At 58.3% G+C, this 21415-nt stretch carries 24 protein-coding genes; 23 read left to right on the forward strand and 1 reads right to left on the reverse strand.

From position 1 onward, the window contains the following. Window positions 1–12: 12 nt before the first annotated feature. Both AACY49_RS13150 and AACY49_RS13155 read left to right on the forward strand, forming a co-directional pair. Complete coding sequence (locus AACY49_RS13150) at window positions 13–1566, forward strand: hypothetical protein (protein WP_339524228.1); 1554 nt, start codon at window positions 13–15, stop codon at window positions 1564–1566. Then, window positions 1566–3122 (forward strand): DUF935 domain-containing protein, encoded by a 1557-nt coding sequence (locus AACY49_RS13155; RefSeq protein ID WP_339524230.1) that lies wholly within the window; start codon window positions 1566–1568, stop codon window positions 3120–3122. Before AACY49_RS13150 ends, AACY49_RS13155 begins: the two co-directional genes overlap by 1 nt. Window positions 3123–3128: 6 nt before the next feature. Here the strand turns inward: AACY49_RS13155 and AACY49_RS13160 are convergent, their stop codons facing one another. Next, on the reverse strand, window positions 3129–3494 hold the full coding sequence (locus tag AACY49_RS13160) for a hypothetical protein (protein WP_339524232.1): 366 nt from the start codon (window positions 3492–3494) through the stop codon (window positions 3129–3131). Window positions 3495–3564: 70 nt separating this feature from the next. Here AACY49_RS13160 and AACY49_RS13165 point away from each other — a divergent pair, with 70 nt between their 5' ends. The 21 genes from AACY49_RS13165 to AACY49_RS13265 all read left to right on the forward strand — a co-directional run bounded on the left by AACY49_RS13165 (window position 3565) and on the right by AACY49_RS13265 (window position 21410). Next, window positions 3565–4833, forward strand: coding sequence for a PBECR2 nuclease fold domain-containing protein (locus AACY49_RS13165; RefSeq protein WP_339524234.1), 1269 nt, complete (start codon window positions 3565–3567; stop codon window positions 4831–4833). 9 nt (window positions 4834–4842) lie between these two features. Then, a complete protein-coding gene (locus AACY49_RS13170; RefSeq protein WP_339524236.1) occupies window positions 4843–5406 on the forward strand; it encodes a phage virion morphogenesis protein in 564 nt (187 codons plus the stop codon). A gap of 175 nt (window positions 5407–5581) precedes the next feature. Continuing rightward, complete coding sequence (locus AACY49_RS13175) at window positions 5582–6343, forward strand: hypothetical protein (protein WP_339524238.1); 762 nt, start codon at window positions 5582–5584, stop codon at window positions 6341–6343. Window positions 6344–6400: 57 nt separating this feature from the next. Further along, complete coding sequence (locus tag AACY49_RS13180; protein ID WP_339524240.1) at window positions 6401–7378, forward strand: phage protease; 978 nt, start codon at window positions 6401–6403, stop codon at window positions 7376–7378. A gap of 27 nt (window positions 7379–7405) precedes the next feature. Then, the gene (locus AACY49_RS13185) at window positions 7406–8299 is read left to right on the forward strand and encodes a Mu-like prophage major head subunit gpT family protein (RefSeq protein WP_339524242.1); all 894 of its coding nucleotides are present in this window, start codon (window positions 7406–7408) and stop codon (window positions 8297–8299) included. Between the two features lie 9 nt (window positions 8300–8308). After that, entirely contained in the window at window positions 8309–8848 is a 540-nt protein-coding gene (locus tag AACY49_RS13190; protein WP_339524244.1) for an HI1506-related protein, read from the forward strand. After that, window positions 8845–9336 (forward strand): phage protein Gp36 family protein, encoded by a 492-nt coding sequence (locus AACY49_RS13195; RefSeq protein ID WP_320391710.1) that lies wholly within the window; start codon window positions 8845–8847, stop codon window positions 9334–9336. The genes AACY49_RS13190 and AACY49_RS13195 overlap by 4 nt, the downstream gene beginning before the upstream one ends. Then, window positions 9336–9902, forward strand: a complete 567-nt coding sequence (locus AACY49_RS13200) for a phage protein Gp37 (RefSeq protein ID WP_320391711.1) — start codon at window positions 9336–9338, stop codon at window positions 9900–9902. Before AACY49_RS13195 ends, AACY49_RS13200 begins: the two co-directional genes overlap by 1 nt. After that, on the forward strand, window positions 9902–10135 hold the full coding sequence (locus tag AACY49_RS13205; protein WP_339524248.1) for a hypothetical protein: 234 nt from the start codon (window positions 9902–9904) through the stop codon (window positions 10133–10135). Before AACY49_RS13200 ends, AACY49_RS13205 begins: the two co-directional genes overlap by 1 nt. Then, window positions 10132–11229 carry a phage tail sheath C-terminal domain-containing protein gene (locus tag AACY49_RS13210; RefSeq protein WP_320391713.1) on the forward strand — a complete coding sequence of 366 codons (1098 nt, stop codon included), beginning with the start codon at window positions 10132–10134 and terminating at the stop codon, window positions 11227–11229. The genes AACY49_RS13205 and AACY49_RS13210 overlap by 4 nt, the downstream gene beginning before the upstream one ends. A 13-nt stretch (window positions 11230–11242) precedes the next feature. Then, a complete protein-coding gene (locus tag AACY49_RS13215; protein WP_339524252.1) occupies window positions 11243–11614 on the forward strand; it encodes a phage tail protein in 372 nt (123 codons plus the stop codon). Window positions 11615–11618: 4 nt separating this feature from the next. Continuing rightward, entirely contained in the window at window positions 11619–12005 is a 387-nt protein-coding gene (locus AACY49_RS13220) for a hypothetical protein (protein WP_339524254.1), read from the forward strand. A 158-nt stretch (window positions 12006–12163) separates the two neighbouring features. Continuing rightward, entirely contained in the window at window positions 12164–14398 is a 2235-nt protein-coding gene (locus AACY49_RS13225; protein WP_339524256.1) for a phage tail tape measure protein, read from the forward strand. Continuing rightward, the gene (locus tag AACY49_RS13230; RefSeq protein WP_339524258.1) at window positions 14395–15720 is read left to right on the forward strand and encodes a DNA circularization protein; all 1326 of its coding nucleotides are present in this window, start codon (window positions 14395–14397) and stop codon (window positions 15718–15720) included. Before AACY49_RS13225 ends, AACY49_RS13230 begins: the two co-directional genes overlap by 4 nt. Then, window positions 15710–16834, forward strand: coding sequence for a phage baseplate assembly protein (locus AACY49_RS13235; protein WP_339524260.1), 1125 nt, complete (start codon window positions 15710–15712; stop codon window positions 16832–16834). The genes AACY49_RS13230 and AACY49_RS13235 overlap by 11 nt, the downstream gene beginning before the upstream one ends. Further along, entirely contained in the window at window positions 16834–17394 is a 561-nt protein-coding gene (locus tag AACY49_RS13240) for a phage baseplate assembly protein domain-containing protein (RefSeq protein WP_339524262.1), read from the forward strand. Before AACY49_RS13235 ends, AACY49_RS13240 begins: the two co-directional genes overlap by 1 nt. 42 nt (window positions 17395–17436) lie before the next feature. Beyond that, window positions 17437–18243 (forward strand): hypothetical protein, encoded by an 807-nt coding sequence (locus AACY49_RS13245; protein WP_339524264.1) that lies wholly within the window; start codon window positions 17437–17439, stop codon window positions 18241–18243. Between the two features lie 141 nt (window positions 18244–18384). Then, on the forward strand, window positions 18385–18702 hold the full coding sequence (locus AACY49_RS13250) for a phage GP46 family protein (RefSeq protein ID WP_339524266.1): 318 nt from the start codon (window positions 18385–18387) through the stop codon (window positions 18700–18702). Window position 18703: 1 nt separating this feature from the next. Then, complete coding sequence (locus tag AACY49_RS13255; protein WP_339524268.1) at window positions 18704–19774, forward strand: baseplate J/gp47 family protein; 1071 nt, start codon at window positions 18704–18706, stop codon at window positions 19772–19774. Continuing rightward, on the forward strand, window positions 19771–20346 hold the full coding sequence (locus AACY49_RS13260; RefSeq protein ID WP_339524270.1) for a YmfQ family protein: 576 nt from the start codon (window positions 19771–19773) through the stop codon (window positions 20344–20346). Before AACY49_RS13255 ends, AACY49_RS13260 begins: the two co-directional genes overlap by 4 nt. Continuing rightward, window positions 20346–21410, forward strand: coding sequence for a phage tail protein (locus tag AACY49_RS13265; RefSeq protein WP_339524272.1), 1065 nt, complete (start codon window positions 20346–20348; stop codon window positions 21408–21410). The genes AACY49_RS13260 and AACY49_RS13265 overlap by 1 nt, the downstream gene beginning before the upstream one ends. Window positions 21411–21415 lie beyond the last annotated feature (5 nt).

Raw genomic sequence — 21415 nt, forward strand, 5'->3', positions numbered from 1 at the left:
CAGGCGACCGGCATGAGTCTGCCCCTTATCTTGGACAGTACTGCCAGCTTGGTTGCGCCTGCGGTCCTGTTGGATTACCAAAAAGAGTGGATCGGCATCCGTGCGCCTCTCAAAGTTGGGGAGAAGTCGCGCCGGATTGGTCTCACCTGGGCGGAAGCTGCCGACAATGTTCTAGTGGCTGCGGCTGAGAAACCCGCCGGTGGCCAGACTGTTTACTACCTTGGATACAACCAAGACATGACAGTCGAGTACATCCAGGCTTGCGCTATGTGGGCGCGTGCCTACAACTACGCAGCGGAGGAAATCGAGGAAGGAATCTGGCCCGATAGCGACCCCGACAAGCACATCAAGACCTACACCATCGGCTTCCCCAGCGGACACCGCATCGTCGCGCTAACCAGCCGCCCGTCCAACCTACGGGGTCGTCAGGGTGTAGTCGTGATCGATGAAGCCGCGTTCCATCAGGACTTGGCCGAGCTGCTGAAAGCCGCACTGGCCCTGCTGATCTGGGGCGGTGAAGTCCATGTGATCAGCACCCATGATGGCACTGAAAACGCCTTCAACGAATTGATCAACGATATCCGTGCTGGTAAACGCAAGGGAGCGTTGTTCCGTTGCCCGTTCCGTGACGCGGTCGAGGATGGGCTTTATCAGCGGGTCTGCCTGCGCAAGGGCATCGAATACAAACCCGAAGAGGAAGCCGCCTGGGTCCAGGACGTCTATGACTTTTACGGCGATGCGTCGGAAGAAGAACTGGACTGCGTGCCGTCCCAGGGCGGTGGCGCCTTTCTCAGTCTTGCCCTGGTGGAGCAACGCAGTAGCCGCGACGTGCCGGTATTGCGTCTGGCCTACCCGCAGGGCTACGAGACGATGCCCGAACACCTGCGCCTGGCTGAGTCGCTGGAGTGGTGCGAAGAGCATCTGAAGCCGCTGCTTGAGGCTATCCCGCTGGATGTCCAAAGCTATTACGGCATGGACTTCGCTCGCTCCGGTGACCTCTCGGTCATCTGGCCGCTGCTCAAGGAACAGAACCTGCGCAAGCGCACGCCCTTCGTGGTCGAGCTACGCAACGTGCCATTCAAGCAACAGCGTCAGATCAAGTTCTACATACTCGACCGTCTGCCCAACTTCCTCAAAGGCGCAGACGACGCTAGAGGCAACGGCTCCCAGCTCTCGGAGGAAACCGCCATTGAGTACGGCTTCAACCGCATCGAGCGGGTGATGCTGACCGAGGGCTGGTATCGCGACAACATGCCGTCCTTCAAAGCCTCCTTGGAAGACGACACTTTTTACGACATCCCGGCCGACAAGGACGTGGTCAGCGATGTGCGCGCCTTCCGTATGGTCAAGGGCGTGGCCCGCATCCCGGAAAAACGGACCAACGAGAAAGGCGAAAAGTCCGGGCCGAAGCGCCACGGCGACGCCGGTATCGCGGCCGTATTGGCCGATTACGCCTCCCGGCAGGAAACCGAAATATTCGAATTTCACCGAGTCCAACCCGCCGCCCAGCAGGATCGCGAGATCAAGCTAGGTGCGGGTTGGCGCACCCAGAAAGGCATTTGGTAATGGCTGACTCCCGCATCGTCGACCAGTACGGTCGACCGATCCAATACGACAAACTCACAGAAGAACTGGCCGCTGCCCGCACCACCGGCATTCGCCAGGTTTGGCACCAGTCGGTGGCCAGCGGGCTGACGCCCGGTCGCCTTGCCAATATCCTGCAAGCCGCTGCCGAGGGTTCAGCCCATGATTACCTGACGCTTGCCGAGGAAATGGAAGAACGCGACCTGCACTATGCCTCAGTGCTGGGCACCCGCAAGCTGGCGATATCGGGTCTGTCCATCCGGGTCGAAGCTGCCAGCGATGACGCCGAAGATGTGCGCCGTGCCGATCAACTCAAAGAGATTGTGGACTCCCCTGAGTTCGGTGAACTGCAAGCCGACCTAACCGATGCTATGGGCAAGGGCTACGCCGTCTCCGAAATCATGTGGGACCGCAGCGGCAAGACCTGGAACCCGGAGCGCTTTGAGCCCCGCGATCAGCGATTCTTCCAGTTCGACCGCGACACCAGCCGGGAGCTGCGCCTGCTCGATGAGGCCGACCCGGTGAACGGCGTGGCCTTGGCGCCATACAAGTTCATCGTTCACTTGCCGCGCATCCGTTCGGGTCTGCCGATTCGGGGCGGTCTGGCGCGTCTCGCGGCCGTGGGCTACATGTGCAAGGCCTGGACCTGGAAGGACTGGATGGGCTTTGCCGACATCTTCGGCATGCCCATGCGTGTGGGCCGTTATGGACCGGGGGCCAGCAAGGACGATATCGCCACCCTCATGTCGGCGGTGGCCAATCTGGGCAGCGATGCGGCGGCGGTGATCCCGGACAGCATGCGTATCGACTTCACCCAGGCCGCCAATGTCACCGGCGCTGGGGACTTCTTCAAAGGCCTGGCCGAGTGGTGGGACAAGCAGGTCAGTAAAGCCGTGGTCGGTCAGACCATGTCCACCGACGACGGCTCCAGCCAGGCCCAGGCCACGATTCATAACGAAGTTCGCCTCGACCTGCTGCAAGCCGATGCCAAGGCCGAATCCAACACCCTGAACCGATACTTTGTGCGGCCGTGGTGCGATCTGAACTTTGCACCAGGTCGGCCATATCCGCGGCTGATCATTGACGTTCCCAAGCCTGAAAATACCAAGATCCTGATAGAAGCGCTCAAGGAGCTGGTGCCGCTGGGGTTGAAGGTTGAACAGTCGGTGATACGCGACAAGCTCAATATTCCCGCTCCCGCCGAGGGTGCCGAGCTGCTGGGCATCCCTGCGCCCGTTGCCACTCCGGCGCTGGCACAGGCGACCAATAGCGAGCAGGTACGTGTGAAACCCGTAGTGCAGCCGGACATCGTGGATAACCAGGTGCGGACGATGGAGCGGACGGTGGGGGGGCACCTGGATGACATGGTCGAGCAGATCAAGGAGCTGCTCGACTCAGTCAACAGCCTGGAAGAGTTTCGGGATCGGTTGATTGAAACCTATCCGGCCATGACCACCAGCCAGTTGGCGGATGCTATTGCCGATGGGCTAGCGGCCGCCAGCCTGGCTGGGCGAGATGACATCTTGCGAGGGTTGTAAATACGATCAATAGTCGCTGTTCGGGATCATCCACGAGTCTTGCGGCTCATGACCTTGTTGTATTGCTCCTACAAGGAAAGAACGAGTAGCGCTAATCGCGTCCCTGAGTGCTTCTTCCTCTGTTGCAGCACAAGTCCGTGAAGGTCTATAGGGGCCTGCTTGAGTTGGCGTATGAACGTTATGACTCAGAGTATAGAAGTACGGCTCATCGCTGGGGCTATCGCCCAGCCAGATTTTGATTCTGATCTCTGGATTCCAAAAATCATGACCAACTTCAAGAAAAAGCCTGACCTCTCGTACCAGCACATAGCTCTCAGCAATGTTTTCAATGTCAGCCAAGAAATCAACTATCTGATTCGGTTTTTTTTCCATGTTGAAGCACTCCATTAAGTTTGTTGGCTCGACGACAATATCTCACTAGGACAAAAGGATACAAAGTTAAATGTCCGCCTCTCATGGATCACTCCCATTCAAAGAACAAATTGACTTCTTCCGTGACAAAGTCAATTTGCCGACCAGCTCCTGGGCGGACATCTATACCACCGATCACGACTATGCCTTCGTCGTGGCCGGCGCGGTCAAGCGCGATCTGCTGAGCGACCTGCGTGGTGCAGTTGAGAAGTCCATCGCCAACGGCACAACCCTGGAACAGTTCCGCAAGGATTTCGATCAGGTCATCGGCAAACATGGCTGGCAGTATCGGGGCGAACGTGGCTGGCGCACTAATGTCATTTTGGAAACCAACCTGCGCCAGTCCTACAATGCTGGTCGCGAAGCGCAGATGGCCGACCCGGAGTTGCGTAAACGCCGCCCCTATGGCGTGTACCGCCATGGCGACAGTGCGCACCCGCGCCCTATGCATCTGGCATGGAACGGCACCACCTTACCGCTTGACGACGCATGGTGGACAACTCATTCGCCTTCATGTGGCTGGGGCTGCAAGTGCAAGAAATTCATGCTCTCGGCCAGGGATGTAGAACGTCAGGGCCTGACGATTGGCCCAGCGCCCGCTATTGAGTGGGAAGATCGTGTTATCGGCAAGAACAGTCCCAACGGCCCGCGCACCGTTCGCGTGCCCAAAGGTATTGATCCGGGGTTTGAATATGCACCAGGTCAATCACGACTGGCGAATTCCGTGCCCCAGCTGCGCGCCCGTGATCCTCTGCCAGCTCCGTCAGCAGCGCCAGTCCCCGTACCGGCAACGGGTCTGCCCAACCGCCAACCTACCGGCCCTCTACCGTCACCTCGACCCGTTCTGGCAAAGCGTTTGCTCCCGGCCAAAGTACCGGCTTCGAAAGCGGTGACGCAGTTCCTGGGCGAATTTGGCGCCACCGATGCCGCCCCGGCCGTGTTCCGTGACGTGACCGGCGACACCCTGGTAGTCGGCCGCGAGATGTTCACCGATGCGAAAACCGGCACGATAGCACTGGCCCAGCAACTCAAAGCACGCGAACTGCCCTTGCTGGCCGAAGCCATCAAGACACCCGACGAGATCTGGGCACGCCTGGAATGGCATCCAGACTTGGGCAAGGCCGTACTCCGGCGCCGCTACCTGGCGCACGTTCAGGTGGAGGGCAAGGCCGCCCCGGCCGTGGCTGTGTTCGACCAAGGCGCCGATGGCTGGACGGGGGCAACCGGCTTTGTTGACGACAGCGAGCAGTACCTTGAGGCCTTGCGCCTGGGTGTCCGCCTTTACCAACGCACTGAATAGGAGAGAACCATGGCCGGTGCGATGCTGGATGTTGTCATCGATACAACCACCATTGGCAAAGCCCTGGGCGAACTGTCCGAGCGCTTGGGCGACCTAACAACACCGCTCAACGACATTGCCGAATACCTGCATCAGTCCACCGATGACCGCTTTATTAAACAGGTCGCACCCGATGGTTCGCCCTGGGCGCCGCTGGCGCCCTCAACGTTGGCCCGCAAGAAAGGCGGCCGCATTCTTCGCAACAAAGGCACGCTCCAGGACACCATGCGCCACAGTGTTAGCGGCAATGAACTGGCCTTCGGCACAGACCGCCCATACGGAGCCATCCACCAGGACGGCGGCAAGGTCGAGCATGCGGCCAGGTCGCAGCAGGTTTACTTCCGTCAGGGTAAAGAAGGTTCAGTCGGCAATCGCTTTGTGAAGAAGAGCAAATCCAACTTTGCCCAGTGGGTTACCCGTGGTGCGCATGACACCGAGATCAAGGCCAGGCCTTATCTGGGGCTGTCGGCAGAGGACGATGTAGAGCTCCTGGCCATCATTCAAGATTACCTTCTGATGCCTTTATCGGGTTGACCGCCCAAAAGCCCGCTGAACGAACGATATACATCAACCTCACTGCATCGCCCCAGCGCGATAGTAAAGCACCGTTAGACAGGCGTTAGATCGGCTTCCATGGTGAATTCATAGCGAGCCGCTACTATTGGCAGAGACGGCACGCGGTATCTGCGCAGATCATTTGGAGACGAGGATGCAAGCAGTACAAGCTAAGCAACTGCTGGAGGGGGTATTAAGAGATATCCAATACCCGTCTGGGACAGGGGTTCGGACAGATGATTTTTCTGGCTTGCGGGAGGTCGATGCCAAGGTTCGCGAAGTGAAAATGATTCTTTCAGGCGTAGACGGACTCCCCCCGTCATTTCTTGAAAGCATGGAGAACGATCTGGATTTTCAAGCCAACAGCAGAAGAATTAGGCTTGAGGCTTTAGCGAACTATACGAAGAGCGCTATCAAATTTGCAGAAACTGGCGCGTTTGCCAAACCCAAGAAACTCATCCATCCGCCACCTGACTTTTCGAAATTGACGATGGTGATTCCTGGTTTAAAAGAGGAGATTGAAAACCGATGGCGTGAAACTCAGAAGTGCATACATGTCGATGCATTCACTTCAGCCATCATAATGATGGGCGGGATTCTTGAAGGTTTGTTATTGGCGAGAGCTCAGCTTAGTGTTTCAACAGCTTATCAATCATCCCGAAGCCCTAAAGACCGGACTGGAAAGCCATTACCGCTACAGGATTGGACTTTGAACAGTTTGATAGATGTGGCTACGGAAATTGGCTGGCTCAAAACAGATCGCGGAAAGTTCAGCCATGCCCTAAGAGACGCCCGAAATGTTGTGCATCCTTGGCAAGCGGTTATGACAAAGACTAGTTTTGATGGCGCTACATGTAGAACATCATGGAGTGTTTTGGATGCTTCTGTTTCAGATCTGCTCGTAAGTCTTCCATAGAAAACCTTAAACCTCCCTGAAATTACTTTTCCTTCATGACCCGCACACACTGGGGTCATGAAAACACAACTCGCCCTTAATTCAGAAATCTACAGCTCCGTCGAGCTTTCCGATGGGAAAGCGCCCGAGTGGGTAGAACTTATTCCTGCCGGTCCAAACGTCGTTGGCCGTGATGGCCGCGCCTGGCTGTTCGACGACTTCGCCTATCAGTCGGTGCAATCCAGCTTCGCCAGTCGGGCAATCGAACTGCCTATCGACTGGGAGCATTCCACCCAGCGCCGCGCCCCATATGGTGAAGACGCACCGGCCGGTGCCTGGATCAAACAACTGGACACTCGTAACGGCGCTTTGTGGGGCCAGGTCGAGTGGACGCCTCGCGGCGAACTCCAGGTTGAAAACAAGGAGTACCGCTTCCTTTCCCCCGTATTCGATTACGACATCGAGACCACACGCATCGTGCGCCTGGTCAGCGCAGCCCTGACCAACATTCCCAACTTCCTCATGACAGCGCTCAACCAAGAGCAAATGGAGAACGTCCCTGTGAAACCCTCGCCAGAGCTTTTAAAACTTGTGGGGCTGCCTGACACGGCAACCGAAGAACAATTCCTGACGGCCACCACCGAAAAACTCAAATCCACCGCCCAAGCACTCAACAACGAGTCGGCCAACCTGGACCGCTTCGTCCCACGTGCGGACTACAACGCGCTGGAAGCCCGCGCAACCAACGCGGAACAAGCCCTGAATGAGTTCAAAAAGGCTGAGCACACCAAGGCTGTCGATGCGGTGATCACCTCGGCCACTCAGGCCGGGAAGATCACGCCGGCAACAGTGGAATATCACCGCGCCATGTGCCAGGACGAAGCCGGCCTGACGCGCTTCAAGGCTTTCGTCGATGCGGCACCAGTCGTTGCCAATCCCTCCAACCTGAGCGAGCGCAAGCCCGACAACACCGTCACCGCGCTCAACTCTGAAGAGCAACAGGTCGCCAAGCTGATGGGCTTGAGCGAAGCGGAATTCATCAAGGGCAAGGCGTAACTCCCCTCTATATAAAGGAAGTGATTCATGATCATTAACGCCAGTGTCTTGAACGCGCTGTTTACTGCGTACAAGGCCGAGTTCCAAAACGCCCAGGCCACGACACCGACCGACTGGAAGCGTATCGCAACGCCTGTTCCGTCGTCGTCCGCCAGCAACACCTATGGCTGGCTGGGGCAGTTTCCGACGTTCCGTGAGTGGATCGGCGACCGTGTTCTCAAGAACATGGCGGCGCATGGTTACTCCATCACCAACAAGAAGTTTGAGTCGTCGGTGGGTGTCCCACGCGATGCCATCGAAGACGACGAGATCGGCGTTTACAAACCGCTGTTTGCCGAAATGGGGCGTGCTTCGAGTGCGCACCCGGACGAGCTGGTGTTCGCGTTACTGAAAGCAGGCTTAACCACGACTTGTTACGACGGCCAGTACTTCTTCGACACGGACCATCCGGTTTACCCGTCGACCGACGCAACTGGCGCGGCGGTGTCCGTCAGCAACTATCAGGACGGTGTAGGCCCTGCGTGGTATCTGCTCGATGTCAGTCGCGCCCTCAAGCCCATCATTTTCCAGAACCGTCGCAATTACGATCTGAAAGCGATGACCAGCATGGACGATGAAAGCGTCTTCATGCGCGACGAATTCCGCTATGGCGTTGATGCCCGTGTGAACGTCGGCTTCGGCTTCTGGCAGTTCGCCTACTGCTCGAAAGCACCACTTACTGCCGAGAACTACGGCCTGGCCCGTGCTGCCATGAAGGACTTCCAAGCTGACGGCGGTCGCCCTCTGGGTATTAACCCCGGCCTCCTGGTCGTGCCCTCTCAACTGGAAGGCGCTGCCCGCAAGATCCTGGTCAAGGATGCGGACAACGGCAACGAATGGGCAGGCACAGCCGAAGTACTCGCACCGGCCTGGCTGAGTTAAGGGGGCGTCATGACCATTGTGATCACCTCGAAACATGACGGTTTCCGCCGTTGTGGCATCGCCCACCCCAGTACGGCGTCACGCTACCCGGATGATTTCTTCTCGGAAGCGCAGTTGCGGGCTCTGGCAAAAGAGCCTCAGTTGATCCTCGCCTATGAGGAGGATGAATTCGACCAGGTACAGGACAGTCGCGATGAAAACCTCCAGGAAGTCGATCTATCGAAAGCGTCCGACACCGCACAAAACGCCCAGTCGCAAGCGCCTGAAGCAAGCACTCCAACTCTGGGTGATGCAGTGGTTCTGCCCGTCGCCCCGCTCGTGGGCAACAGTGAGCCAGGATCTGATGGTTCGGGACTTGCTCCAAGCGCACCTGTGATCGCGCCGGACAAAGAGCAACCGAAAGAGGACGGCATTGATTCCTATGACGCTCTATGGGAAGAGGCCCACCAGGAAGAGCTGGCACGTGAAACGGCCAAAGCGCAGGCCGCGAAACCTCCCGCAAAACCCAGCAAACCCAAAGCAACTAAGGCCGAGGACGAAGGTAAATGAACCTCTCACTGCCGTCCGCCAGCCAGCTCCTGGTCCGCTTTGGTGCCCGTGATATTACCGAGGTCGCGGTGCCGGACACCGAGCGCACCATTGATCCTGCTCTGCTGGTAGCCGCTGCGGCAGGCGAGCCCATGGATGATTGGCAGCCAGAAGAGGTGGCGACTGCTGTTGCGACGTTGGCCAGGATCGCCGACGCCGTGACCAGGGCGCGCAGTGAGGTTTCGTTCTACTTGCGTTTCCGCCCGGCCGGAGAGGATGCCCCGGAATGGGTGACGGATGACCTGGCCGAGATCGCCCGTTATCACCTGTACGACGATGCCGGTAAGGAAGAATCGACGGTACGTGTGCTCTACAAGGATGTGCTCAAGCGCTTGGAAACCCTCGCCAAGGAAGACAAGGAGCGCGGCGCGGCCGAGGCTGGCCGGTCAGGCATGCAGCTTACCAGTCAGCCTCGATTGATGGACCGCCGCACTTTGAGGGACTTGTGATGCTGGGCGAACTGGAAGATTTGATCGAGGCGCGCCTCAAGGAACTGGCGGACAAGATCCCGCGCCTGGCCGTGGAAAGCTACGGCGGTGAACTGAGCGACCCGGACCTTGTGTCCGGGTTGATCAAACGCTGCCCGGCCATTCTGGTGATGGTGCCCAAAGTGACGTTCCAGCGTCGCAGTCAGGGCCGTTACACGGTGCCGATCACCTTTCGCCTGGTCATTGCCACACGTCACCCTCGTGGTGAACGAGAAACCCGGCGCGGTAGCGGCCCGAAGGACATCGGCAGCTACGACCTGTGGGAGGCTTGCATGCACCAACTGGTGGACTGGCAGCCCTGGGAAGATCGCGCCTCCATCAGACCGACCGAGCTTTCCAACCTGGTCAACGGCAAGTTGGCGAGTGACCACCTGTCTGTCCTGGGACAGTCATTCGTCATCGAATTGGACTGGCAAAAGCCGGAGCTGGATCTACCGGATTTGGTCGGTATCGACATGCAGTACCACAGCCCATCGGACAACCCAGAGCCGGTGGCCAACGACACAATCAATTTGAGGGACGTGTAATGCGCGTTGTAGCCGCGCCCGGTCTACGGGTGCCCATGGAGTTAGAGGTTGATAAGCACATCGGAGCCGACGTGGTCGACGTGCCGAGCACTTCCTATTATCGCCGTCGTATCGCTTCGGGCGAGCTGTTGCCTGCCGAACCGGAGTCCGCCGAGGTTCTTCTCGTCGAATCGCCGTCTGCTGAGCAGCCGGATAGCGGTGCCAAAAAGTCTGCAAAAGGGGCCGATAAATGACTATCGAATTTGACACCATCCCGGCTTCTATCCGTAAGCCAGGGGCCTATTTCGAGTTCAACACCAGCTTGGCGGTACGAACGCTGCCGACCAACGATCAGAGTATCTGTCTGATTGTCCCGCTGGGGGAAGACGCTACCGTCAGTGCCAACGTGCCTACCCAGTTCTACAGCGCGACAGAAGCCGGGAAGCTGTTTGGCCCAGTGGCTGAAGAGATGGCTGCCGCTGCGATTAAAGCCTATCGCTATGTCGCTATTTCGGCGGTTGGCGTGGTGATGCAAGGTGAAGCGGAGCCCGACATCACCGCTGCACTGGATGCCACCGCCTTGGGCGGCTACACCATTTTGGTGCCAGCCTGGTTTAGCCAAACCGCACTGACGGCGCTGCGTACGCACATCAAGACCTACACGGATTCAATCGAACAACAGAGCATCATCGGTGTAGCAGCACTCACCAGCACCTTGTCAGCCGCTACCACCTTGGCGGCGTCGTTGAATGCGGGTGCTATCACTCTGGCCGTTCTGCCGGGTACTGCCTCGACCGCTCGACAAGTGGCTGCGGCCTATGCGGCAGTGATTGCCTCCCAAGAAGATCCGGCCCGTCCCTTCAACACTTTGGAGCTTACTGGAATCCAGGTGCCGGAGATCACCAAGCGTCTCGGCCGTACCGAGCAGGAAACCGCGCTCAGAAACGGCGTTACGCCGTTGGAAGTAGCAGCAGGCGACGTGATTCAGATCGTCCGCGCAGTCACCACCTACACCAAGTCGGCGGCTGGGGCGACGGATGTGTCGTTGCTCGACCTGACCACCATTCGCACACTTTATTACGTGCGCGTTGCGTGCCGAACTCGCATCCGTCTGCGCTTCCCTCGCTCCAAGCTTTCTTCCAAAACTCCTGCGGCAGTCCGTGGTGAGCTGCTCGATGTGCTCAATAAGCTTGAAGAGCTGGAGATCATCGAAGAGGTCGAAGCCAACGCAGATGGCTTGGTGGTCGAGCGCTCGCTTCAGGACGTGAACCGCCTCAACTCTTCCATTCCAGCCGACGTAGTTAACGGCCTTCACGTATTCGCCGGTCGCATCGACCTGCTCCTGTAAGAGGTGACTTTAGATGACTGACAGCTATGTGGGACAAATCGTCCTGGAGATCAACGGCACGGATTATGAGGTGATCAGCCTTGAGCCGAGCCTCAAAACCGGACGCAAGGTCGTCAAGACCATGAACCGCACTGGTCGAGCTACCGGCACGGCCAAAGGTATTGAAGAACACGACCTGAAAGTTTCGGTGGCAATTCCCAAAACCGGCGAACCGGACTGGCGGGCTCTGATTGACGCGAAGATCACCGTTTATCCCCAAGACGGTGGTGGCCAGCGTGAAACCTGGACGGGCTGCTCGCTGTTGGAGATGGGCACCAAGTATCAGCTTGAAGGTGAAGCCGTCCGGGATCTGACCATCGCAGCCCTGAACAACTACAAGGAATGACGCAATGATCGAGCAAACGAACAAACAGTGGGACGGCCTGACCATCACCGGCGAGTTGCGCATCGGCGTGTATTACTCCGGCCTGCGTCACAAGAACTTTACCCTTCGCGTTGGTATGGCGGGCGACTTGGTAGCCGCTCAAGAGCTGCACCCCGATGGACCATTTCAGTTGGTCACATTGGAAGTGTATCGCCGCCAGTTGCTGTCCTTGGGGGACATCCCGCCCGAGGCGCTGACCATCGAGCTGCTGCGCGAGAATCTGGCCGAAACCGACTTGGCCGTCATCGCGGACGCCGACGCGGCGCTGGAAAAAAAGCTCGCGCCGCCGAGCGCGGCAACGCCGACTGGCGACGTATCGAACACGCCTTCATCCGACACGGTTACCGACTAGACGAACTGCGTCGGATGACCCGTGCCGAGATCGATGCTCGCATCGATCTGATCATCGGCAAGCCCAAAACCACGCGCTATGTCAGCAATCGGATTCGCAAGCCATTGCCGAAGCCGAAGTAAACCGCCCATTGCCTGCATCACTACCAGGAGTATCTGATGAGTTCCGACCTGCGCGTCGCGCTTCGTATTCAGGCCCATTCGGGTAACAGCCGACGCGAGATCGAGCAGATCAATCGCGACCTGCGTAAAGCCGGCAAGGAAGGCGCCAAGTCTCTGGCCGATGAGAGCTGGAAGGCTGGCACCGCCATTACCAAGGTCGGCCAGGCTGGAGCGGTCAGTTACAAAGTCATCCGCAACGCCATGCGCGAAACGGCGAAGGCTGGCTCCGACACGCGGATCGAGGTCACCAAGACCTCTGCCGAGTTGAAGGCGATGGCCACCGCCGCTCGCAAAGCAGCGCGGGATGCCAAGACCGAACTGATCAACGCTGATCGGCAAGGTGTACAGCCATTGCGCCAGAGCGTGGAAAGAACCGAATCGTCCTTCCGCCGCATGGCCCAGAACAGCGGGCGCCATCTGCGCGCCTTGAAGACCATTGCCATGGGCGTGCGTCAGGAGTTTGACCGGCTCAAAGGTTTGGGCGGTAGTGCTCAGGGGCAATTGGCTGGTTTGGGTGTTGGGCTTGGTGTCGTATCCGGTTTGACCGGCAGCGCCCGACTAGATCGCCAGTTGATTCGTACCAAACAGACGGCGGGTATGACACCTGGGCAAAAGGACGAATGGAAGGAGGAAGGTTTCAGAATCGCCAAAGATTACGGGATCGGTCGCGAGGCTGTAGACAGTGGCTTCAACACCCTGATCGCGTCCGGTGTGAAGTATGAACCTGCTAAGAAAACGGCCGATGCCATTGGGCAAGCGACAGCTGTGACCGGTGCGGACTCGGCAATTTTGGGCAAGGCTGTTGTTGCAGGCGCGAGTGCCTTCAACATTGACCTGAACAAAGAAGGCGCCGCGCTGGACTTGCTGCAAAAGATGACCGTTGCGGGACGCCTGGGTAACGCTGAACTTGAAAACCTTGCGGACCTCTTCCCGAAGATCGGCGGCGCTGCTTCCGCCGCAGGCATGTCGATGGCCCAGGCCTTGGCTTTTACCGAAACACTGTCCACCGTTGAGATGCAGCCTGACCGATTGGGAACATTGGCCGAATCTACTTTGCGGGTGTTCAGCACCAAGCAGTATCGCGACCAGGTTCAAAAAACTAGCGGCGTTAAATTCTTCAATAAAGACGGTAGTTCGCGCAATCCGCAGGACGTATTCGGTGATCTGAAGCGTAAGTACGACAAAATGGATACGGACGAAAAACGCGCCAAGTTTATGGGCACCGTGTTCAAAGGAATGGACCAAGACACGGTCCGAGGAATGCGCATCATGTTGAGCGGTGGCCGACTCAGCACTTTTGCAGAGCAGTCCAAAGAGATTGCTGGCGCGGGTCCGGTTATCGGTCAGGACTTAAAAGAAAATACCCAGAGTGCCAGCGGGACCGCTGCCCGAATGAAAGCCACTCTCGGTCAGGCCATAGATCGTATGGCGACGCCGCTGAACAAGGGGTTTGCTGACCTCGGCACCTACTTGCTCGATGACTTAAACCTGTCCGGCGAGCAGATGCTGGCCGGTGGTGCAGCGCTGGGCGTTGGCGGTTACTACGCCGGACGCGGTGCCAAAGCTGGTGCAGGGGCGTTACTCAACAAGTTCATGGGCGGCCCCGAGACCTTGAGAAACATCGCCGTGGGCAAGGTGCTGGAAGAAGCGACCGGCATCACATCGGTGTTCGTTACCAACTGGCCAGGTGGCGGAATGAACCTTGGCGGTCCCGGTGTGCCCGATCTTCCCGGTTCGTCTTCTTCCGGCAAAGGCAAGCCAGGTGGCTTTGTCACGCCATGGCTGGCACCTGTTGCTCTGGCTGCAAGTGCCAGTCAGATCAGTGGGTCTACCGGTCAAAACACGGACGAAGACCGTCTAGCCATGGTTCCCAGGAACAAGCTTTTGGACGATGGCCAGCGCACCTATCAGTCAGCGTTCTATAGCAACCGCATTGCCTTGGCCGGTCAGAACCCTGACAAACCGCAAGATTGGCTATCGACTCAGGCCCAGCGCCTGGCGCATCAACAAACCGGTTTGACCGCCTCGGGCAACTCCGTAGAAGGCGCCAATGCCTGGGCAGCGGGTGTTGCCAACCGCGCCGTGGGGGCCGGAGCTGAGACTCAAGCCGCCAGTGCGCGCCTGCAACGACTGCTGGATCAACCTTTGGTCATTGAGTTGCGCATGGACTCGCGCATGATCCAGGCTGAGGTCGAGCGCCGCACAGACCTGCAAGTGAGGCGTGGCCAATGAGCTGGGCGGAAACCCTGCTGGATGCCTCCTTCCGAGGTGTACCACTCCAGGTCGTCGAGGAAAGCCTACAGGCCCAACGAGCAACGGCTGAACATGGCACACCCTTTAAGGACGGCGACAGCGTCGTCGATCTGGGACGTGGTGCCCGTCGGTTCCAGATGCAAGTCGTCGTGTTCGGCGTCAACTACGAGCTGGAGTTGCAAAACATCCTCCTGGCGGTGGATACGCCGGGGTCAGGTGAACTGATCCACCCGATTTATGGCAGCCTCAGCGTCGTCACTCAGACTTGGGAGGCCAAGCACAACGCTGACAATCCCGACTCAGCGACGGTCAGCCTGCTGTTTCTGGAAGACACCCCGGAGCTGCCATTCTTTGCCCGTCAGTTTGAGTTCGTTGATGTCGGCGTGACCGACGTGGAGGACGAATACACCTGGCAGGACGGCGTGTTCGATCTGTTCGGCCGCATCGACTCCCTGGTCAGCGAGATTCAAGCGTGGATTGGTGGTGGCTGGGTCGGCCTGATCGAAAAAGCCCTGGGCTTGCCTGGCATTTTCCTGCGCGTGCAGCAGCTGCGCTCGCAGATCCTCGGCGTAGTCTCCGGCGTGGCGTCCATGGCCAAACATCCTTCTGCGGCCTTCGATCCACTGACCGACCTGTTTCGCACCCCGACGCAGATCCGCAGCGCCATTCAAGGCAGCACGCCCGAAAAGCCGACCGCCTTGCTGTCCATGTCCGGCGTCCCGGCCACGGTCCCCGGCAGCGCCAGTCTGACCACCGAAGCAGCTCGGGCAGGCAATACGTTTTTGATCAGTGCCCGCCAAGGCGTGGCACCGAACGCCGACCTGTTGCCGGACGGCATGCCTGAAGATCCGGTGGCGGCGAGTGGGTTTGCCCTGGTGGTGTTGGTCATCACCGAGCTGGCGGCGGCACACGCCCAAGCGGTGGCCATCGTCATCGAAGACGAAGGCCAGAAACCGACGCTGAGCCCATTGGAGCTGGAAGGCCTGGTTAACCTGGTGCGCTCGCTGGTGCAGTCAGCCATCCTGCTCCAGCGCCGACTCTACGACGTGGAGACATCCCGGCCGATCATCGAAGCACTGCGCAACACCGCCGCGTTGATCCAGGCCCGCGCCCGTCAGGTCATTTTGCAAAGCCCTCCCATGATCGAGCGCAGGGTTGAAACCCCGGCCAGTCTTCGCCTGTTGGCGCACCGCTGGTATGGCGATCACTCCCGCGCCCTCGAACTGATCCGGCTCAATCCAGACCTGAAAACACCCCACAACATCCCGGCCGGTAAGGTATTGCGTGCTTATGCAGAATGACATCCAGACGGCACCGATCCGTCTGTCCATCGGTGGCCTGGCCCATGAGGCCTGGGACGGCTGGTCGATAGAGTCCGACCTGCTGACACCCGCCGATGCGTTTGAACTGGAGCTATACACCAAGCACTCCACGCAACTGCCTGCCGTGCTGCAAGAGGGGGCGCCTTGCTCGCTGACCCTGGGCAGTGACCGCGTGCTAACCGGCCAAATCGACGAGTTTGAACACGATATCTCGCGCCAGGGAATTTCGATGCGGATCAACGGACGAGACCGTGCGGCGCTCCTGGTCGACTGTTCGGCCCCATTCGTGTCGATGCGCGAAGCCTCACTGGCGCAAATCCTAGACCAGGTGGTAAAGCCGCTGGGCATCTTTCAGGTCGAAATCCCTGCCGACCAGGCCAAGACCCGTCGCCGCATCCAGATCGAACCCGGCCAGACCGCCTGGGAAGCGTTGCTCCAGGTGGCCGAGGCCAACGGCTTGTGGCCATGGGTCGAGCCGGACGGCCGTCTGATCATCGGCGGGCCGGACTACAACGCACCGCCCGTGGGCACGTTGGTCCTGCGCGAGGACGGTGTAGGCAACAACGTGCAACGCCTGAGCGTGCGTCGCTCCATCGCCAATCGTTACAGCCAGATCACCGTCCTCGGCCAGCACGGCCAGTATGATAACGACGGCCTCGACACCAAGCGCTCGCACCTGCGTTCGGTCATCCAGGACGAGACCCTGGCCCGTCGCGGAATCTTCCGGCCGAAGGTGATCATTGATAGCGCCAGCGAGAACCAGGACATGGCCACCACCCGCGCCCGCAAGCTGCTGGCCGATAGTCGACTGGAAGGTTTCGAAATCCGCGCCATCGTCCAGGGCCACCGAGCCGATAACGGTCAGGTCTGGAGTCCTGGACAGCGCGTCATCGTCCGCAGTCAGCCCCACGAACTGGACGGCACGTTCTTCCTGATGGCCCGCACATTGCGCCTGTCCCGTGGCGAGGGCGCTATCACCGAGTTGCGTTTACGCGAAGACAAGATGTGGATTTTGGACGGTAACAAGCAGAAGAAACATAAAGGCAAGGTCAATAAAGACGCGGCCTTTATCGAAATGATTAAGGGGCTCTGATGAGCAACATGGGGCGCTTGATACGTGAGCAAGTCGGCAGGGTGCTGGCGAATGTTCGCCTGCCTTTTCGTGCTGTTGCGGCCCGCAACACTCACGGCAAGCTGATCGGAGTTGAGGTCGAGGGGCTTTCAGGGGAGTCAGTGTCGGCGGAGCTATTCCAGCACTACGGGTTCAGCTCAGCGCCACAGCCTGGCGCCGAATACTTGGTCATTCCCGTGGGCGGTAATAGCAAACACGCCATCGTCGCCGCCAGCGAAGACGGCCGCTACCGAATCGCGCTCCAGGACGGCGAAGTGTCGATCTACACCGACGAGGGCGATTACGTGCATTTGAAGCGCGGCCGGGTGGTTGAGATCGTGACCGATACGCTGGTGGTCAAGGCCGGGGTGAAGGTGCGGTTTGAGACGCCGTTGGTTGAGATGAGCGGCGATCAGCGCGTCGACGGCAGTATCAAGGCTAACGGCGAGATTGCCGACCATACGCGGACCATGGAGGCAGATCGTGATCTCTACAATCAACACGACCATGGTGGTGGCCCCAAGCCATCGCCAGCGCAATGAGTTTCTGGTATTAATTTGGATCCAAATTAAGAGATTTCCCATATGGATACCGCTTTCTGCACTTTAAACAGCACTGAATATACAGGCCCCCAATTTGCTGCACTTCCCGATATGCAGCGAGCCCAGTACCGCCGGTATCTTGTTTGTGTCAGGTGTAAAACGACTGCCTATTTCCGTAAGGAAGCTAAGAGTGGTCAAGGTCCATGTTTTGGCGCGAGACCGCACGCTAACTGCCCTCTGGCAACACCAGAGTCTGTTCGTGGTGTCGGGAGTGGTGGTGAGCAGGATATTTTGCACAATCCGGGAACCCGTATTGTCATCGACGAGGCTCAAGGTGGCGGACAAATTGTTAATGGCGAGCCTGGCGGCAAGGGTGGGGCAGGAAGTAGCGGTGGAAGATTTACCGGGACAGGCGCTCGTCAAAACGCCGTTTCGCATCGTCGATTACGCCCGCTGCTCAAAAATCTGATTTACTCCGCAGCCTTCCGCACCTCAGATATTTATGTAGAGCTGCCAGGGCGGGGTGCCTGGCCAGCGCGTGATTTGTTCGTTAACTTTTCTGATGTCAGTAAATGCCGGTCACAGACGCTGTATGGATTTTGGGGCGTTATCTATGACACTGGCACCGGTTACGACGATTCTTTATGGATAAACACCGGCGACCGGGAGGTTGTTAGCATTGTGATTGATCCTGAGTCAGTAAAACCTTTCTTGAGTCGCCACAAGATCGCTGTCGGCGAGCTGGACGGTTCGCACATGTTGGTGTTTGGCACCATCTCGAAATCTGGCAACGGCAAACAGTACATCAAGCCAGCAAGCATCGAATTGACTGCATTGAACGATGACTGATTTGGTTTGCAAGGCCTCACCTGAAAGCGAGGCATGGGGTAGGTAAGGCAAAACCTTAAACCTCCCTGAAATACACTCCAGGCACATAGCGCTGCACCATGCCTGACTATGGACGCAGGCATAAACCCAACTACAGGCGACTTGACGGGCCAGCGTATTTTTACGCTGGCAAACGCCGTCTACATCCGCCTCATGACTCCCCTCGGAACCTGGTGGGCTGATCCCACATTGGGCTCCCGCCTGCACGAACTTCGCCGCGAAAAAGACCGCCCTCGGGTTGGCAAACTTGCCCAGCAGTACGCCGAGCAAGCACTCCAGCGCCTGCTCGATGACGGTCGCGCCAAGAAGATCACCATCACCGCCGAGCAGCCCCACAACGGCTGGCTCGATCTGCACATCGAAATCATCGACGCCACCGGCAATCCGCAGGTGTTCCGCCAACCTGTAAGGGTCATTTGACATGGCTTATACCTCCCCGGCGCTGGAAACCATTCTCGCCAACATCCTGCGGGACATTCGCAACCTCCAGGCCGAGGCTGATATCGGCACCGACAGTGACCACTACATACGCTCAGCAGCGGTAGCCGCTGCCATTGAGGGGCTGTACCAAAAACTGGCTTGGGTGTACCGCCAAATCTTCCCGGACACCGCTGACGATGACGAAGTTGTCCACGCAGCCGCAAACCGTGGTTTAACGCTCAAAGACCCCGTAGCAGCAACTGGCCCAGTCGCGCTAAAAGGCGTAGCGGGCGTCGAGCTGCTGGTGGGCGCGACCATGACACATGTCGTTACCGGGGCATCGTTCGTAGCACAATCCAGCGCGATACTTGGCACTGACGGCACCGCCACGGTCGTGGTCGAAGCGCAGACACTTGGCAGTGCCTTGAATGATCTGACCGGCGACCTGGTCATTACCAGCCCGCCTCTTGGCATGGATTCCACCGCGACATTCGTCGAGGCCACCACCGGGGGCTTAGATCAGGAGGCGGTCGAATCGCTTCTGGCCAGGCTGCTAGAAGACCTCCAGAAACCGCCCGCAGGCGGCGCGGATTATGACTATGCCCGGTGGGCGAAAGAGGTCGATGGTGTCACGGACGTCCTGGTACTGCCAAAGCGTCGCGGCGCAGGCACGGTCGACCTTGTCATTACTTCGGACGATGGCCTTCCTTCGGTCGAGGTGGTTGCCAACTGCTCGGAATACGTATCGAACCAGTGCTCAATCATCGCAGACGTCTGGGTGTACGTGCCGACCATTCGCGTCGTCAACTCCACCGCCCTGGTCGAACTTGCATCGGGTTACCTTCTTGCCGACGTGCAGGTCGCTGCACAGAAAGCCTATGACATGTTGCTTGGCGCCTTGAAGCCCCGCGATATGCTCAAGCGCTCGCAAATCGAAGCGATGATCAACAACCTGGCAGGCGTCATTGACCGCTCTGTGACAACGCCAGTTAACAACGTCAATGCGTCCGAAGATCTGGCGCTGATTGGCTGGATTCGCCCCGGAACCATCACTCTGGGGCTAATGGAATGACCAGTCTTTCCGACCAGCTCCAGTTGTTGCTGCCGCCTGTTTCTTACGACGGCACCGCTCCAACTCTCTCAGCCACGATTGAGGCGGAAGCCAACGCTCTGACCCTTACCGATACCAAGGCGGACGCGGTCTACAACGCCATTTTCCCGGACACCGGAGAAGGTCTTGCGGATTGGGAGCGAGTACTTGCCTTGCCTGATCCATGTCTGCTCGGTGTATCCCAGTCGGTCGGTCAACGGGTGCAGGCCGTCGTCAGCAAATATCAAGGGCGCGGCGGCCAGAGCAAGCCCTTCTTTATAAACCTGGCCAAGAGCTTGGGCTATGACATCACCATCACTACTTTTAGACCGGCTTATGCGGGGCTTCTGCATGCCGGTGACCCTCTCTATGGCGGTGACTGGGCCTTCACTTGGCGCGTAAATGCTCCGGCCGTAACAGTCAACTACGCCAAGGCGGGAATCATGGGGGCTGGTGACCCTCTGGCCACTTGGGGGAATAAAGCCCTTGAGTGTCGGCTTCGTCAAATGATGCCTGCCGAATCCATTTTGCTGTTTGGTTACGGAGACAACTGATGCAAAAAATCGGAGATATCACACCCACCGCAAACGCAGATGGCGAGTACCGGGAAGGTAATCCAGCAGCCGGTGTAGGGCCAACCCTAGTCAAGGCTGCATGGCTTAATACCGTTCAGCGAGAGTTGATCAATGCCATCGTAGGGCTAGGCGTTGAACTTGATCCTGCGAACGACTCGCAGCTTTTTCAGGCCCTTCAGAAGCTGTCCGGGGATACTGCTGATTGGGATGTACTCAAGCACAGACCGCCAGCACTGCTCGCAATGAGCCGCATCACATCCATTTCCGCTAACACCGCATTGACTGCGGCACAGATGGGGTTGGTGTTGATTGACGCAAATGCCGCTGCTCGCACTATCACGCTGCCGACTTCGGTAGCCGCGTTGGGCGTCGTCGATGTGATTGTTAGAAGAACAGATAACAGCACCAACCGACTAGTCGTGCAGGCAGCTGGAACCGACAAAATCAAGTTCCACACGCATCTAAACGCCGCAGGTTATCCATTTTTGGTTTTGATGGGCTCTGGTGATTGGTGGCATCTGCGTAGCGATGGTAATGGGGGATGGTGGCCCGTAGGTCGATTCGATGGCACCTCGCTTGGTAGGCCAGTATTTGAAACTACGACTTCGTTCAGCCCCGGCGGGTATGGCCCGCTCAATAGTCGCGAATACTTGCGATCCGAATGGCCTTGGCTTTGGGACCACGGGCAGCAATCCGGGATGCTGACCACTGAAGCTGCCCGAGTTGGGATGGAAGGTGGTTGGACAAGCGGAGATGGCATCGCAACATTCCGGGCGCCAGAAGGACGGGCTGAATTCATTCGGGTACTTGATGACGGCCGTGGTGTCGATTCCGGTCGGGTCGCGGGCTCATGGGCTGTCGACTTGCTCAGGGCTCACGGTCACAACATTGACTCGCCCAGCAACCCTACCGCTTTTGGCACCGGGAAGATTGCCCGAGGTAACAGGTCCGACGTCGCTGGACTCCCAGGCTCAGAACTCTACGGCGGTATTGAAACTCGCCCACGAAGTATTGCCTACCCTGGCCGAATCAAAATCATCTGAGGTCT

This window comes from Pseudomonas sp. EL_65y_Pfl2_R96 (genome assembly GCF_963970905.1).
Taxonomy (GTDB): Bacteria; Pseudomonadota; Gammaproteobacteria; order Pseudomonadales; family Pseudomonadaceae; genus Aquipseudomonas.